The sequence below is a fragment of the Chitinophaga filiformis genome (assembly GCF_021646545.1).
GTDB lineage: Bacteria > Bacteroidota > Bacteroidia > Chitinophagales > Chitinophagaceae > Chitinophaga > Chitinophaga filiformis_A.
The window spans coordinates 1-15853 of sequence record NZ_JAKIRP010000008.1 but is presented as its reverse complement, the minus strand read 5'-3'; the positions used below and the strand labels follow the sequence as shown (position 1 = coordinate 15853).

Annotated in this window: 18 protein-coding genes; 5 read left to right on the top strand and 13 right to left on the bottom strand. The window is 44.0% G+C overall.

Annotation, left to right across the window (positions count from 1 at the left end; all coding sequences use genetic code 11):
- Nucleotides 1-68: 68 nt before the first annotated feature.
- The 3 genes from L3C95_RS19380 to L3C95_RS19370 form a co-directional block, all read right to left on the bottom strand.
- Nucleotides 69-941, bottom strand: coding sequence for a helix-turn-helix domain-containing protein (locus tag L3C95_RS19380; RefSeq protein WP_236390172.1), 873 nt, complete (start codon nt 939-941; stop codon nt 69-71).
- 156 nt (nt 942-1097) lie between these two features.
- Nucleotides 1098-1406 (bottom strand): zinc-binding dehydrogenase, encoded by a 309-nt coding sequence (locus L3C95_RS19375; RefSeq protein WP_317207699.1) that lies wholly within the window; start codon nt 1404-1406, stop codon nt 1098-1100.
- Nucleotides 1407-1436: 30 nt separating this feature from the next.
- On the bottom strand, nt 1437-2015 hold the full coding sequence (locus L3C95_RS19370; RefSeq protein ID WP_236390168.1) for an NADP-dependent oxidoreductase: 579 nt from the start codon (nt 2013-2015) through the stop codon (nt 1437-1439).
- Nucleotides 2016-2168: 153 nt separating this feature from the next.
- Here L3C95_RS19370 and L3C95_RS19365 point away from each other — a divergent pair, with 153 nt between their 5' ends.
- Entirely contained in the window at nt 2169-3692 is a 1524-nt protein-coding gene (locus tag L3C95_RS19365; protein WP_236390165.1) for a PLP-dependent aminotransferase family protein, read from the top strand.
- A gap of 130 nt (nt 3693-3822) precedes the next feature.
- Here the strand turns inward: L3C95_RS19365 and L3C95_RS19360 are convergent, their stop codons facing one another.
- Together L3C95_RS19360 and L3C95_RS19355 are read right to left on the bottom strand one after the other, a co-directional pair.
- Nucleotides 3823-4236 (bottom strand): YybH family protein, encoded by a 414-nt coding sequence (locus L3C95_RS19360; protein ID WP_236390163.1) that lies wholly within the window; start codon nt 4234-4236, stop codon nt 3823-3825.
- A gap of 26 nt (nt 4237-4262) precedes the next feature.
- Nucleotides 4263-4718: a DoxX family membrane protein gene (locus L3C95_RS19355; RefSeq protein WP_236390162.1), complete on the bottom strand. Its 456-nt coding sequence runs from the start codon at nt 4716-4718 to the stop codon at nt 4263-4265.
- A 288-nt stretch (nt 4719-5006) separates the two neighbouring features.
- On the opposite strand from L3C95_RS19355, the gene L3C95_RS19350 reads away from it, so the two are divergent.
- The 3 genes from L3C95_RS19350 (at nt 5007) to L3C95_RS19340 (ending at nt 6582) form a co-directional block, all read left to right on the top strand.
- Complete coding sequence (locus L3C95_RS19350; protein WP_236390158.1) at nt 5007-5300, top strand: GNAT family N-acetyltransferase; 294 nt, start codon at nt 5007-5009, stop codon at nt 5298-5300.
- 96 nt (nt 5301-5396) lie between these two features.
- Nucleotides 5397-5927, top strand: coding sequence for a carboxymuconolactone decarboxylase family protein (locus tag L3C95_RS19345; RefSeq protein WP_236390156.1), 531 nt, complete (start codon nt 5397-5399; stop codon nt 5925-5927).
- A 142-nt stretch (nt 5928-6069) separates the two neighbouring features.
- Nucleotides 6070-6582, top strand: coding sequence for an OsmC family protein (locus tag L3C95_RS19340; protein ID WP_236390155.1), 513 nt, complete (start codon nt 6070-6072; stop codon nt 6580-6582).
- Nucleotides 6583-6834: 252 nt separating this feature from the next.
- Here L3C95_RS19340 and L3C95_RS19335 read toward each other — a convergent pair whose 3' ends face one another.
- The 5 genes from L3C95_RS19335 to L3C95_RS19315 form a co-directional block, all read right to left on the bottom strand.
- A complete protein-coding gene (locus L3C95_RS19335; RefSeq protein ID WP_236390149.1) occupies nt 6835-7770 on the bottom strand; it encodes an NADP-dependent oxidoreductase in 936 nt (311 codons plus the stop codon).
- Between the two features lie 72 nt (nt 7771-7842).
- On the bottom strand, nt 7843-8646 hold the full coding sequence (locus L3C95_RS19330; protein ID WP_236390147.1) for an enoyl-CoA hydratase/isomerase family protein: 804 nt from the start codon (nt 8644-8646) through the stop codon (nt 7843-7845).
- Between the two features lie 64 nt (nt 8647-8710).
- A complete protein-coding gene (locus L3C95_RS19325; RefSeq protein ID WP_236390145.1) occupies nt 8711-9541 on the bottom strand; it encodes an alpha/beta fold hydrolase in 831 nt (276 codons plus the stop codon).
- Nucleotides 9542-9591: 50 nt separating this feature from the next.
- The gene (locus tag L3C95_RS19320) at nt 9592-10428 is read right to left on the bottom strand and encodes a hypothetical protein (protein ID WP_236390144.1); all 837 of its coding nucleotides are present in this window, start codon (nt 10426-10428) and stop codon (nt 9592-9594) included.
- Nucleotides 10421-11317 (bottom strand): helix-turn-helix domain-containing protein, encoded by an 897-nt coding sequence (locus tag L3C95_RS19315; protein WP_236390143.1) that lies wholly within the window; start codon nt 11315-11317, stop codon nt 10421-10423. The genes L3C95_RS19320 and L3C95_RS19315 overlap by 8 nt, the downstream gene beginning before the upstream one ends.
- A gap of 497 nt (nt 11318-11814) precedes the next feature.
- On the opposite strand from L3C95_RS19315, the gene L3C95_RS19310 reads away from it, so the two are divergent.
- Nucleotides 11815-13068 (top strand): alpha/beta hydrolase-fold protein, encoded by a 1254-nt coding sequence (locus L3C95_RS19310; protein WP_236390142.1) that lies wholly within the window; start codon nt 11815-11817, stop codon nt 13066-13068.
- Between the two features lie 147 nt (nt 13069-13215).
- Here the strand turns inward: L3C95_RS19310 and L3C95_RS19305 are convergent, their stop codons facing one another.
- The 3 genes from L3C95_RS19305 to L3C95_RS19295 all read right to left on the bottom strand — a co-directional run bounded on the left by L3C95_RS19305 (nt 13216) and on the right by L3C95_RS19295 (nt 15542).
- The gene (locus L3C95_RS19305) at nt 13216-13878 is read right to left on the bottom strand and encodes a hypothetical protein (protein ID WP_236390141.1); all 663 of its coding nucleotides are present in this window, start codon (nt 13876-13878) and stop codon (nt 13216-13218) included.
- Between the two features lie 201 nt (nt 13879-14079).
- Nucleotides 14080-14874 (bottom strand): SDR family NAD(P)-dependent oxidoreductase, encoded by a 795-nt coding sequence (locus tag L3C95_RS19300; protein ID WP_236390140.1) that lies wholly within the window; start codon nt 14872-14874, stop codon nt 14080-14082.
- Between the two features lie 86 nt (nt 14875-14960).
- The gene (locus L3C95_RS19295) at nt 14961-15542 is read right to left on the bottom strand and encodes a TetR/AcrR family transcriptional regulator (RefSeq protein WP_236390131.1); all 582 of its coding nucleotides are present in this window, start codon (nt 15540-15542) and stop codon (nt 14961-14963) included.
- Nucleotides 15543-15853 lie beyond the last annotated feature (311 nt).

The following is a 15853-nucleotide window of genomic DNA, read 5'->3' as shown; positions in this document are numbered from 1 at the left end:
TTTCGGGAATGCAGTTACATCCAAAATGTGCGGGGGCCTATTGTCCCGAAAATTGTGCGGGTGACTGATTATAACTTAGAGCCGACCCTCAATGATTTACGATATACTTCAGGGGACACAGTAGTCTGTGTCTTAAAGAATCGGCTGAAATAGGCTACGTCATGAAACCCCAGATCAAACGCAATTTGTTTGATTGGTTTGTCACTTAAATACAGCTCATGCTTCGCTTGTGTTATTATGCGCTCAGAAATTATGTCCCCAACAGTCTTACCCAGATGCTGTTTAGCCATACGATTCAACGTTTTGATATTTACGTTCAGCAATTTTGCATAGTCTGCAGGCCGGTGCTTGTAGTGAAAGTGTGCTTCAACTGCATTGATCAACTCCCTGGTGAGATGATGAACTTCAGAAAGCACATTCGAATAAATCGCGCCTCTTGCCGTCTTTATCCGTGAGGCATAAATCATAAATATTTTCACCCACGAAACGCCAATGTCATAACGGCCTAGGCGGTCATCTCTGAGCTCTAAAAGAAGATTATCCAGCGGGCACAGAAGTTGTGCCATTTCCTCATTCGTGATTTTTATCAATGGAATTTCACCGATACTCTTAAACAGTACCTGCTTGCTCGTCAATTCCATATCGTATTTATGGTTCCAAAAGAAATCTGGATGGAACTGAAGTAATATTCCATCAATGGGACCATCCGCTTCAATTTGAAAAGGCTGATAGATTGGAAATCTTATTAAACAATTTTCTGAGAAATCATACTTCGCCGTATCAAAGGTTAATTGACCTTTCCCTTTCTTAATTAAAATGATTTTATAGCAGTTAAAGCTTTTCAGACTTCTAAAATACTCATCAGTATGAAGCTGTATCAGCTTAAACGCCAGCACGTTTGTTTGAGGATTTATTAGTTCTATTTTCAATTGCTCATTCATCATTCAACAATTTCATTCCCATTCAATGGCTTTATAAATACTGAAAGATGGAATATGTCCATCTCAAACCGAGTGTACATACTCCATCGTCTTTTGACTTGTTTAAACGAGATAGTAATGATGACCGCAAAGAGGTGTGTACTGCGGCGTCAGGGTTTAAGGACGAATGCGGATGATCGTCTTTCCGTTGACCCGGTTTGTCGAATTAAAGGTTGCAACAGCGTCGTTCAGGCTGGATATTCTGCCGATATGTGTCCGCAGGCGTCCTTCGCGCAGTCGCTGAACGATCTCAGTCAGTTGGCTTGGATTCGGTTCGACAACAAAGTCGATAGTCGATCCGTTTGCAGGCCGGGCCTCGGTCGGCCCTGCTATGGTCACCAGCGTTCCACCGGACCTGATCAGGCTTGCAGACTTGTTGGCGATATCCCCACCGAAGACATCGAACACCAGATCGACTTCGCCGATGTCCTGGAGCTTTTCGTTTTCAAGATCGAGTTACTCGTGTGCACCGAAATCGATCGCTCTCTGGCGGCTGTCAGCGCGCCCTGTGCCAATGACATAAGCACCAGCTGCACGTGCAAGTTGAGCTGCCATTGAACCCACTACACCGGCAGCACCGTGTACAAGAACGGTCTGTCCTACGCGTAGGCGTCCGTGATCAAACAGGCCCTGCCATGCGGTCAGCCCCGACATCACAAGAGCGGCACCATCTGCGAAGTCCACATCAGCGGGAAGTGGTGCGAGGTTGCGTGCCTCAACGGCCACATACTCTGCCAGTGTACCATTCCGCGTCCAGTCCGTGAGGCCGAACACCCGTTGTCCTATAGACAGTCCCGTCGTTCCATAGCCCAGTGCGGTAACTACACCAGCCAGCTCGTGGCCGGGAATCGACGGTGTCCGGTCTTTACCCAACCGATCGGTCCAGGTGGGGCCCCAGGTCAGTTCATCGTTGGTGAACCCAGATGCATGGACCCGAACGATGACGTCATTCAATGATGGTTGCGGTTCCGGTTGTTCCATCAGTTTCATTCCGGCCATCCCTGCAGCCTGGTCAGTTACAATAATTGCCTTCATAACATGCCTCCTTTTTTTTGTTGCTGTACAGTACTATTTGCAGCATGATTTAATTCTTAAAATTGTCTCAATGATATTGTTAATGTGGCTTAAAATTAGAGCTATATTTAGTTACTTTACTGGGCCAATTTCCAAATACATACGGGTCCAATTATGATCAAAAAATTGCTTGAAATTTCATTTAAAAAATGCGATGAGCATAGTCCTCTATACCGGCAATTAGAATCTCAAATCATCCAGTTGATATGTCATGGCATTTTGAAACCTGGGCAGGCACTCCCACCCTCTCGCGAACTTGCGCTGAGTCTGCAACTCAACCGTAAAACAGTGGTCGCCACTTATGAAGAATTGGATGCACAGGGTTGGGTGGAAACAAGAGACAGAAGCGGAGTTTATGTATCGAGGAACCTGCCCGATACTTCAGCGCATACAATTAAACAACATAGCCCAGATTTGACGCGAAACCTGCAACCGGCTTATGCAATAATCAATCGATCTTCTGATGTAGTAACAAGAACAGATTCAGGTGTGCAAATAAATGCTCCAGAAATGCCAACGCCGCTGTATAAAATTGACGACGGCTTTCCTGATCCCAGAATTGCACCCATAGAGGAGCTGGTGCGAGAGTACAGAAGATTTGGTAAGGGCCGTTTAGCAAACCAATTTCTCACGTATGGCCCGGAACATGGTTCTTATCGCCTCAGGGTCGAGCTTGCAAATTTCCTGAGCAAGACCAGAGGACTCCAGATCACTGAAAAGGAAATATTGATTACTAAGGGGACGCAGATGGCTATTTATTTAACCACACAGTTACTCATCAGCCCCGGAGATAGTGTGTTCGTACCGGAACCAGGTTATAGAGATGCGAATCAAACCTTTAAGCTGGCAGGAGCAAATCTGACATTTATTCCGGTAGATAAAGACGGTATAGATGTAGACAGGATTGAGCAGTTGTGTAAGACGCAGGTCCCTAAGATGATCTATATTATCCCTCATCATCACCGGCCTACAACAGTCACTTTAAGTGCGGAACGGCGTATGCGGCTTTTACGCCTGGCCGATAAATACGGATTTGCATTGCTTGAAGACGACTATGATTTTGATTATCATTTTTCCAGCAGTCCTCTTCTACCTCTGGCAACGCTGGATACTGGCGGACATATTATTTATGTGGGCTCTTTTTGCAAAAGCATCGCGCCAGGTGTCCGAATCGGGTTTATAGTGGCCCCGGAAGTGGTAATAAACGAAGCGGCGGCCATTCGTAAATTAATAGACAGACAGGGCGAACAGTTGCTGGAAGAAGCAACTGCCGAATTGTTGAAAGCCGGTGATATTTCCCGGCACATCAAAAAGTCACACAAAGTCTATCAAGAACGCCTGGAACATACTTGCATGTTGCTTCGTGAGCAACTGGGAGAATATTTAACGTTCGACAAGCCGAATGGCGGATTGGCCATCTGGGCAACTTACAGAGAGAACATAAGTGGCAAAGCAGTTGCCCTGAATGCTGGAAAGTTGGGATTAAAGATCAGTGATGGCACTAATTATTTCTTTGAGCCTGATACCACCAGGCCAAACGACTACATACGCATTGGCTACAGTTCGTTAAATGAAACCGAAATGGCAGGTGCAATTGATATATGGAAACAAGCACTCACGTTATTCAAAGCAAAATGATAGGGCCAAATTAAAAATATGCCATACACCAAATGCATGTTTAAGCAAGTCCACTGCATCATTCTTCGCTGTAACACCGAAGAGCGGCTCCCATCGCCTGGAGCCGCCCCGCTTTATGTAGTCAGGCTGACTATCGCACCGCCGTTCCCTGGTTATTGTCGATAAGGTACCGCCAGAATCCATCCTCGCCTCGTCGCACAATATCGCATGCCGAACCTGCGAGGTGGACCAGGCTGCCGTCGGGGCCTACGCCGTCAATGGACCAATCCACCACTATCTGGGCGATATTGTCTGCGACGAATATGTGGCGCACAGTCGCCGCCAGCGGCAGGCCGAGTTTGAGATCGCGCTCAAGTCGGGCAGCGATTGCCGCCCGGTCAGTTAGGATTCGGCCGTCATTTTCCACGAACACGGACTGCGGATCATGCAATTCCATTTGTGTGCTGACATTCCTGGAGTTAAACCGCTCAATAAGCGAGGGTATAACACCTTCGGGTGCTGTAGGAAGTGGAAATGATTTCTTGTCTTCAGTTTCTGATTTCATCTTTTTGGTATTTAGCGTTATAGAAGTTATGAGCCCTGCTTGTGCGTTTGCTGTAACACCGCTTCAGATTGCAGGCTGGCTAAAAGCAGGCTGGCAAAGCTGACAGAGAACACGGAATAATCAAATGGGGATCGGTATCCAGTAAAGAAAAGCATACTGAGAGCAAATACCAATGTAAGTAGGAAGCTACCGTAGGCAGCGAGTCTGATTTTGTAACCGATAATAAGCAGTATTCCTAATACAGCTTCACCAATAGTGGCTACAAGGCCAAAGAAAGACGCCATTTTGAAAGAAAAGTAAGGCATCAATTTATTCGCATAGGCGACAAAATTGGTCCAATTCCCCCATGACACATTAGTACTGCCTGGTGCGCCCAAAACACCAATGCGATCCAATACTGGTAGAATAAAGCCCACACCTATTGCAAGACGTAATAGTATTTGTGCAGTAGGAAAAATCTTTTTCAACATGGCTTCTGTCATTAATTGATATTACGATATATGGAGGATGCCTGATTGCCCAGTGATAGAAAACGACAATCACTTCCACTACAAAAGACGCCTGTAATTCGTGGTATTTAATTGACATAAGTCACAAAAAAGAAAAAGTTAAAATTACAAGTGCAGCATCCTGACACATAAATTGCCTGGCCTTACGAAGTATTAGCATGCTATTCTGTGACAAATGTCAATTTCTATCAATCGGCCATTTCCAACTTTTGTTACTTCAACAGCATCACATCGCATTATTCGCATTAAAACAATACCATAATGGAAAAGATTGAAAAACACCAAGGAGAAAAAGGCATCTCCTTTTTTTCGCTAAGTGTAGATGGAAAAGAAGTCGGAAGAATGACGGTTCACATTACCCCTGGTCTGCTAAAAGCAGGATACACAAGCGTTGGTCTTACCCAACGAAAAAATGGATATGGAACGAAATTAGTAAATGCGGTGGTCGATTATGCCCGTGAAAATAGTTTAAAAGTAATTCCAGAATGTGGTTTTGTAGCTATGATGTTTAACAAATTCCCGGAGACTTATGGAGACATTCGGACTATGCCATAATTAAATCATCGGTTTTATTGATAGTCTTAAAACGAAGTCTATTCTAACGACCGGGAAAGCTATTGCAGGAAAACACGTTTTTAACCAATAATTTTTATGAACAAGTTTTTAATGCCGAACGAACAAAACGTTTCGGAAAAGAACAAAAGGATCTTTGAAGCGCTGAAAGGAAAATTTGGTCAGGTTCCAAATATTTTCGTGGCCTTTACCAGCAGTGAAAATGGTCTTGAAAACTACTTCAATTACCTCACAAAGGATAACTCGTTGAACTATCGCGAACGCGAAGTGGTAAACTTAGTTGTGAGCCAGGTAAATCAATGTGCATATTGCCTCAGCCTTCATAGTGCCGTAGCTGAACGTCTTGGTTTTAATAAAGAGCAAATATTGGATATACGCGCCAACAACATTCAGTTCTCTAACAGTCTGAAAGCCATCGCAGCATTGGCACATGACATTGCGTTCACTAAAGGATATATTTCCGGAGCCGTTCTTTTGGACTTCTACGAGGCGGGATATGATCAGGGGCACCTGGTCGATGTGGTCCTTGCAGTCGGCAACATCACTACCCTCAACTTATTGTATGCAATTACAAATGTCCCTATTGATTTCCCACACATAACACTGTAAAATTCCGAAAGGACTGCCAATTCTATAAGCCAGTGTGGGCTAAGTCATTATTGACTGGCACGCGGTATGCCAGCAGAGAGGAAGAGTCCCGAACTTTTTTGAAGACATAACAATTTTATACACAAGATAAAATGTGAAGATTATGATACGTAAAAAACAAACACTACGTCTGTTTCCAAAAGACATTACGGGTGATGTCATTAAAGACCGTCAGGAAGTTACCATTAATTGGCGGGCAGGTCAACTTATCCTCGATGAACCTACGTTCAATGGCGGTAAAGATCTTGGCCCCGATCCTTTTTCAACTGTTCTTTCCGGACTGGTAGCTTGTACATTGACTACACTGCGCATGTACATTAAAAAGAAGGAATGGAACATTACGGACATACATTGCGCAGTGAATATGGTTCAACAAACAGAACCATTCAGGACTTCGATTTTCAGGACACTCTCTTTCGGTCAGCCCGTGACCGATGCGCAAAAGGAACGGCTTCTCTGGATTGCAAAAAATTGTCCGGTTGCAAGGTTGCTGGAAGGAGAAATCAATATAGATACACGGTTGTCTGACGATCCCACTGTATCAGCAGGCATGGGAAATTATCCCCCATCGGATGAGGCGTCTGCAGATGCCGCTGAAAAATATACAGCTCAGTAACAAAACTGGCTATGACGGGAAGTATAAAACCATTATTGAGAAAGAATGCCGGTAAATTGCTGTCCATCCAATGCAAGCAAGTGGTCAGCAATCCGCGTTTAGGTCATTAAAAACCTGAAAGCTATTTTGATAATACTGTAAACGCCCTATTTTTTGGCAGCGGGTTATTCCCTTTGAAAACCTATGGGCGACTTAATCACATTAACGCGGCCCATCAAATAGGGCGTTACCAACATTGATGTATCATCATACTTATAGTACAATCACAATTTTGCCCACAGTACGGCCGCTTTCCATCTGCAGATGAGCTTCACGCATCTGGTCAAATGTAAACGTCCGGGAAACGTAAGGATCAATAATCCCTTTCTCCAGAAGCGACGCGATCTGTTCCATATCTTTTCCGTTGGATTTCACCAACATGAAACTGCCATTTATTCCCTTAGCTTTCGCTTTTTCCGTTACCTGCTCATCCAAACTGGTAGGAATACTAATAATGGTGCCCCCTGCTTTGGTCACATCGATAGATCGATGAAAGTTGTCACCCCCGATAGTATCCAACACAAAATCATATTTATGCGGATGTGAGGCCCAGTCATAACCTTGATAATCAAAATGGCTGTCTGCCCCAAGTCCCAGCACAAAGTCGCGATTTTTAGCGGAAGAGGTGCCTGTCACTTCTGCTCCCAGATATTTTGCAATTTGTATAGCAATATGTCCGACGCCACCCGACGCCGCATGTACCAGCACCTTTTGTCCCTTCTGAACATCTGCCCTGGCCTTCATGGCCTGCCAGACGGTTAACGCCACCAGTGTGGCCGCCGCTGCCTGTTCAAAAGAAACATTCGATGGCTTCAGTGCCAGCTGGCTTGCCGGCGCTGCCACGTATTCGGCATAGGCTTTTCCGTGTCCGGGAAAATTAACCATCCCAAAGACGTTATCGCCGGGCCTGAACAGATCGCTTTCGCTCTGTTCCACCGTACCTGCAATATCCCAACCCAGGATTAGCGGTTTTTGGGTGTTTATCATGCCATACATTCCCTTACCTTCGCGGGTCTTTACGTCGACAGGATTAATGCTGATAGCTTTTACTTTCACCAATACTTCACCCGCCCCGATATGTGGTTTTTCAATATCACTGTATTCCAATTGTTCCACACTCCCGGGAGCTTTCAATATAATCGCTTTCATTGTCTCGTGTTTATGATAAGCTGTAATTACAGGCTTCGGATAGCACGTGGATCATCCGAAGCCTATTCTTAGTTAAAGGTATTCCCCAAGGTTCAACTCAACGTCGCCGTATTGCTGCAAGCCTTTGTCCAGTAAGTGTTTTACCCTTCTTCTGCTTCCCTCCCACTGCAACGACTCAAAGAAGAGGGTTTGAGTTTCCATTATATGCTCATTTTTGGGAAGTGTAGCCCTCTCATTCATGATAGATTTAATGGCAACAATGGCAGGTTTGTCAAATGAAGCAATCCTGCCTGCCAGCCTATCAACGAAACTGTCGAGTTGTGCATCAGGGATAGCCCGGTTTACCCAACCGTACAAAGCCGCCGTTTCTGCGTCGTAATCATCGCCGCTTAATATTATTTCTAACGCTCTTGCCTTGCCTGTAAGCAGGTGCAGACGTTCCAGTCCACCACCTCCGGGAAACGATCCGATGCCGATTTCCGGTTGTGCAAAAAAGGCTTTTTCCTTGCTCGCAAAGCGAAGGTCGAACGCCTGTACAAACTCACTGCCCAGACCTCTTGCCCGTCCGCGAATAGATGCAATACTAACGAAGGCGGCCTGTTCGAAACGTTTTGCGATATCAGGCCAGGAAATAGAAAGTCCGGTTTTACCCAATCCTTTCGGGAAACCTCCGATGTTCACTAACTCTACGTGGGCTACAAAGAAATCGGGGTTGGCGCTTTCAAAAACGACTACTTTCAGTTCGTCATTAGCTTCCAGCTGATCTATCAGTGACATGAGCTGTCTCGAAAACTCAGGATCGAAAACATTCACTGGTGGATTATCAATCGTTACTTTCCAATATGCCGTGCTTAATTCCTGTACTGTAAAAATCATCGTGAAAATTTAATTTGTCTTAAAGATTATTCCTGGATGTTATCTGTGTATGATACAGACACAGTTAATAACTGTTGAGAAAGAAACTGGCTTCACTGACAAACAGATCCGGGTGCTGAAAGAACGAACCGTGTGCAGCATCGGGATAGTAGCTCAATATTGCATTGGGCAATTGTTTAAAAAGCAGGTATGACGTTTCACTATCCATCATCTCATCATTGCTGCCCTGAACGATCAATACAGGATGCTGAATTTTGCTGATGTCAAGTGTCACCGGATCTGTACCCCAGGAAGTGATCGCTTTCAATTGCGCAAACACCGCCTCCTCACTTGTTTCCTGATCGCGGTCTTCCTTACGTTCATTCAAACGGTTTAATGCTGCCAATCCCTTGGCCCGGCTTTGTTCAGACTTTGTAAAGAAGATGAACAGAAACCTTTCCACAGGGGTCAGCTTCATCGCTCTTTCTATCAGTTGAGGAAACGAATGCAGCACCTTCACACCCTGCGGCGCCGTTCCAACAAGAATTATCTTACGCAGTAAGGCCGGTCGTTGCACTGCCATTTGTTGCGCAATAAATCCCCCTAAAGAAAACCCAAGAACATCGATCTGGGTAAAGCCCATGGCGTCAATAAAGGCGATGGCATCGTCTGCCATATCGGCGACTTTCTCCGGTGTAGCGCCTTTCGAATTTCCAACACCGCGATTGTCAAATACAATCACTTCCCGGTCGCGGGCCAGGCCATTCATGATAACAGGGTCCCAGTTATCCATTGTGCCTGTGAAATGTTGCAGGCCGATGAGCGGCGTGGCTGACGGATTACCGAAACGGCGATACGCAAACGGTACTCCCGCCACCTCAATATATTGTGTGGGAGCTTTTGAAAAAAAGTCCATATTGTTGTAATAGTTTAAATAAACGGGTTTACAGTGTTTGAAGAAAAATGTTATTGAAACTGTACATCAATGACATCTATTGAAACCAACAGGGGGTCTGGCAGATAACTATTATCTTTTTCATCGAGGATGTAAATCCTTCTTTTGGTTCCCATTTTAATACCAGAAAAATCTTTATAGTCCTCAATGATCTGAGTTGCAGGACTGTTTCCCAGCACTCTCGGCCAATAATCATGGCGCCTTAATTCACCGTCTTGTGAAAAGTAATAGAGTTGTCGTTTGCTGTGTGTCGCAAAATGGTCAGGATAGATTACTTCCAGTCTTCTCCAGACCTCACCATCTTGTTGCCAGGGATCAATTTCGTTGATTGTAATATCCGGCAACAGGAAGTTAAATGGAGCGGTCAGGTAATTCCAGGTAGCATAGCTACTGAAGTATACGAGTTGAGGACGTGTCCATGGCGTCTCTACGGTGTGACCGGCAAACGACTCTAACGGATGTAATAGTTCCTCTATCACCTGTCTCTTTTCATCCAATAATGCAACCCGGTCAGGGCTAAATGCTGAACTCAGCTGTCCAAAGAGCCCTTGCCACCTGGCCTCCTGTGCATGATAATTACCGGTGAAGTGAACATCGGCGGTAGCACCCTCATGACCTTTTATACTCCATGTGATCCCGCCCATTTTAACATGAGCTTTAATCGTTTTAAACTGTTTCCACTTCTCAACACCATGGAAAGAGAGAATTTCATTAAGCAGCTGTTCTTTTCCTGTCATACTATTTACCTTTTGCGTTCGAAAAAACATTGTGAATGTGATCTCAGCTTTCACAAAGGTACTCCCGGCTTCTGCTGCCTGATAATACAAAACGCGGAATATCTTATACATTTCCCTGATTTCTTATTTCTCCGGGAGATACTCCTCTGATTTTTTTGAACAGTTTCGAAAAATAAGGAGCATTTTGAAATCCCAGATGATACGCAATATCAGCTACCGTCATATCGGTTTGGAGCAATAATATTTCTGCCTGTTCGGTGACATATTCATGTATAATGTTGATCGTGCTTTTCCCTGTTTCCGCCCGTATCAGATCAGTAAGATAGTTGGGTGACAGATGCAGCTCATTGGCAATCGAAGAAACACTGGGAACATCTTTTACAGGCTTCGAAAAATCATTGTAATGATGCTGCAGAAACGTTTTTATTTTTGACGCAATAGAAACTTGTTGTTGTGCTCTATCTGTAAACTGTCGCTCATAAAATAATTCCGAATAGGTAAGAATAACATTTAACAAAGAAAGGATTACTTCTTCATTAGCCTTGCTTTTACGGTTAAGCAGCTCAAAATGAATTTTTGTAAACAGCCAGGTAATAGTTTCTTCTTCCTCTGGTGTCATAAAAAGGGCATCATTGACTTCGTAGCCGAAATATTTGTAGAGCTTAACCTTCCTGGCAATTGAATGTTTTTTGATAAGGTCGGGATGAAAAACAAATGCATATCCGTCCCAATAAGTCAGCGCATCCCATGACACCACCTGCCCTGGCTCACTAAAGAGCATCAAACCGTTTTGGGTATTGTATTGACTTTTACCGTAGTTTATATCACCTGTGAAATTTTTCTTTAATGCGATCTTGAAAAAATTAACCTGGATTTCCTCGCTGGATTTCGGAAAGCCCGGAATGGCCTCTTTACAAACCCTGCTGTCCATTAAAGGATGCAGGGGATTTGAAAGGTTAAGGTATTTGTTATAAGCAGCAAGGTTGTTAAATACTTTCATTATTCTTCGTTCTTTGCTTTAAAATCTGGCGGGACCTTTACACCGCTCCTATATTTTTATTGTCCTCTAAAAACTTCCTGCGGGCCGGTGAGTTGCATAAGTTACTGGTCGCCCGGATATAGATCGAAGGTAAATATACAAAAGATATCCAGCGTTAATGAACCGCAATTGCTAAAAAAGCTTCAGAGCATCACCACTTTTTGATTGTAACGTCAAATCGTTCCTTATATTTTATGCGGCAATATCATTTCTTGTGACCAACGGTATTCAGCCGATCAAATCTCAATGTGATAGTATATAGAATAGTATAACTCCAGGAATACCTGGCATGGAAGGATTAATAAAGCGCTCACATAAATTTCCATAAATAATTGTCAAAAAAAATATCTTTGTACTTACACTAAATCCTGATTGCTCCTCAAAAGGAGGCGGGATGAGCCATCAGGCACCGGAACCCATGAAATATATACCTGCTTAAATAAATCCGAGAATACCATATGAGACACTACATGCTCAGCTGCAGCGCCAACGTTTATCTCAAGTTACTACTATGTTCTGTCATCTTTCTATCCACCTCATTCTGTGTCAATGCTCAGGAAAACAGCCCTTTTACTACGGGGTTCGAGGAATCTGTTCATTCAAAGATCCTGGCACAGGAGCGTAAAATCTGGATACATATTCCTAATAGCAATGGCGGGAATAAAATTAAAGACAAAGGCAACTATCCTGTGATTTATTTATTGGATGGAAGAGACAACTTCAATACTGTTGTGAGTATTATAGAACATATGACCGTATCAGGTCTCTGTCCGCCAACAATTGTGGTGGGGATCCTGCAATCAAACAGATTGAACGAATTAACAACTGGCACTGATAAAGAATTTCCCGGATCCGTAGGAAATGGCGAAAAGTTCATTTCTTTTATTGAAAAAGAACTTATCCCTTATATAGATGCGACTTATCCAACCACCTCTTATAAAATATTTATTGGTCATTCCCTTGGAGGTCTCGCAGTAACAAACACTTTCCTCCATAAACCGTATTTATTTAATTCATATGTTTCTCTTGATGGCTCGCTGTGGTGGGATAACCAAAGAGTTGTAAAAGAAGCAAAGACGATATTACCGACTCAAAACTATAAGGGAAAGACACTGTATATAGCCCTGGCCAACCGTCTGGAAAAAGGAGAAGATACATTGTCTGTTCAAAAAGACACCAGTTCCCGTTCCGAACTTATTCGTAGCAACCTTACGTTCATTAAATACCTTTCTGACAACTCGCGGAACCAGTTACGTTTCAGATACAGGTATTATGAAGATGATAATCATCCTTCCGTGAGATTGATCGGCGAATATGATGCACTTCGATTTGTTTTCAACTTTTATAAACTGAAAATTTACGATAGCGAATTAAACAATCCGGGCTTTAAATTAGATTCGGTATTGCTTGCTCATTATAAGAATGTGTCTGAACAAATGGGATATACTGTTAAACCAGATGAAAATCAGGTAAACAACCTTGGCTACCAAATGTTACGCAACCAACAATTTGTCAAAGCAGAAACTTTATTTAAGCTCAATACAACTAACTATCCTAATAGTGCTAATTGTTATGATTCCCTTGGTGACCTATACCTTGAAACCGGCAATAAGACGAAAGCTATTGAGAATTTCAAAAAAGCGTTAACACTGAAAGCAATTCCAGAAACGAAAGAGAAACTGGAGCAATTGCAAAATGAGAAGTCCAGGTAAGGATATTTCGCTACCGGTCAGTATCCATCGGGGCAAGTACATCTAGCCCTATGCATACTGACCTTCAAACGCTAAAGAGCGGTCCAGGTGTATCAGTATGGGGGAAATTATCCTCCATCGGATGAGGCATCTACAGATGCCGACCGGTCACGCTGGCCGCAAATCACCAGGAAAATACCATTTCTTCCGTACCTCGCCATCCACCATCAGAAAATACAAATTAGTTCTCTTATTCTGATGGTAACCGCGGGATATAATATGTCCGGTACGTAGCGTTTTGACATTAGGTCCGATAATGGTCGATACTCGTTGACCGATTTCAAATTCCGCCGGAGGATCTATTTTCTCTCTGTACATCGATTCTGCATAAAAGATACTCATCTCGTCGGCATTTGCCATTGTGAGGATGCGCATTACAGTAAGGAAAAAGTCAGCGCCGTAGTCACGGACTCTGTAACGTGGCAGGTGCTTTTCCATCAATAATTCTTCTTCTCTGCCTCCGAAAGTGTTGCGCCAGGCATATACCTGTATGTGAGCGTTACCGTTTGGCGGCTGCTTCCATTTGACGGTTATTGATGAGTTGAAGATGAATGAACAGGGTGTTTCGTCCCAATTCCCCAATGACAGCTGTCGATAGAAGCTGATCATAGCGGTCAATTTGATAGGATTCTTATGCGTCCATCTGAGTATTGTGCCAAAGCCTATATCCAGGTCACAGGTACAATAGATTTTTACTTTAGGAGTCCAGTGCGGAGCGGGACCTGAGACGATATTATGCTGTTTGGAAAAAAGGGTAATGTTCTGAAACATAGTTGACCGGGTTTTCTGCTCGTATAAGGGATGGGCGAAGATACAAATGTCAAAGCAAAAATACTGGCGTAAAGATCAGGTTTCGGCTTGTTATTGGTTTGGATAACATTTTCGTAGGTCAGTTTAGTCGGACTTCCATATCCTAAAGACAGGCTGTCCGGTATTTCTGAAGAGACAGCCTGTCTTCTGTTCACTGATTTCTTATAGGATCGTATTCAACACACCTCCGTCTGCACGCAGAGCCGCACCATTGGTAGCAAGAGAAAGAGGACTGGAAAGATACACTGCCAAATGCGCAATCTCCTCCGGTTCTATAAATCGCTGTAATAACGAAGTAGGGTTTAATGCCATTATCAGGTCGGCTTTCACATCCTCGACATTCCGGCCCTGGGCGGCGGATAGCTGCTCCACAGCACCCGCCACACCTTCTGAATAGGTAGGCCCTCCGATGATTGTATTGACGGTAACGCCGGTGTTTTTCGTCAGTTGAGACAGCCCACGGCTCACGGAAATCATGGCTGTTTTAGTCATCCCATAGTGGATCATGTTTTCAGGAACGTTGATACCTGATTCACTACTGATGAAGATCACCCGTCCCCATTTCCGCTCCAGCATCTTAGGTAATAAGGCCCTTGACAGGCGCACCCCGCTCATTACATTCACCTCGAAGAACTTTGTCCAGTCACTGTCTTTTGTGTCAAAAAACGGCCTGAGATCAAAAATACCTACGTTATTCACGAGGATGTCAATAGCTGGTAATGCCTCCAGCAGATGATCCACTTCTTCCGGATCCGCAAAGTCGGCCGCTATCCCTGATACTTCTGCTCCGGGAATCTCCTGTTTCAGTTTTCTCAGGGCCAGATCGATCTTTTCCTGCGTCCTTCCATTGATGATCACCTTTGCACCTTCAGCCAGTAATTGTCTAGCAATAGCAAAGCCGATGCCTTGTGTCGAGCCACTGACAAAGGCAGTCTTTAATTTCAATTGTAAATCCATAAGTATTTATATTCCAGCGTTTAATATGCCATGATGAGTATCTTGATTATTTCTGTATTGATCACTACAAAAATGGTCAAAAAAAATCAGCTGATGATTTCCAGCTGCATTTCAATTTGTTTGGTGAGGATCTTTTGATCTGGGTACATACGCCTGGTAACGTTCATACCGTTCCAGAGGGTGATCAGGTAACGCCCAAGGATCTCAGGGCTGGTCTGGTTCTGCAGTGTACCATTCTTTTGTGCCTTTCTAATGGTTACGGTAAAGAATTGTTCTACTTCCTTCAGGATCGCGATGGCTTCTTCTTCCAGTTCATTATCCAGACAGGCCATTTCAACGACCGTATTCACGATGATACAGCCCAATAAATGGGTTTCCTTATCGTCTTTTGCCATGCCGCGGAAGAAGTCTTTGATCAGCTCAACTGGCGCTTTACTATGCTCAAGTTCTTCCCTAAACTGATTAAAAGCCTCCCTTCGCTGTTGAATGGCTTTCCGGAACAGTTCCTTTTTGCCCCCCTTAAAAGCATGATAAAAGCTACCACTACCAAGACCCGTGGCTTCGAGAATATCTTCCAGTGATGTGGCGGTAAAACCTTTGGCCCAGAATACTTTCTGCGCTTTTGATAGTACTTCTTTGTTGTCGTATATACTGGGCCTGCCTCTCATTTCTTTAGATTCTTCTCAGGGAGAAGTATTTTTGTATTGTTCACTACAAAAATAAGGGAATTTGAGAAATGAGGGTGACTTTTTTTGGGGAACGCTACCTGTCGGTGGTATTATTGGCTGCAGCGACAGTTAGTATAAACGTCAACGGTATCATTCGCTGCAATCAGCTCCGTTAGGAGCTGTGTGTTGTGCGCCCGGCATGTTCATAAACTAAGAGGTGTAAGTCCTCCGCGAGCCTTGATAGTAGGAATCGCTAGCTCAAGACAAGGGTGTCCACCGCGAGGTGGAATCTGAAGGAAGTCGGCGGCAAA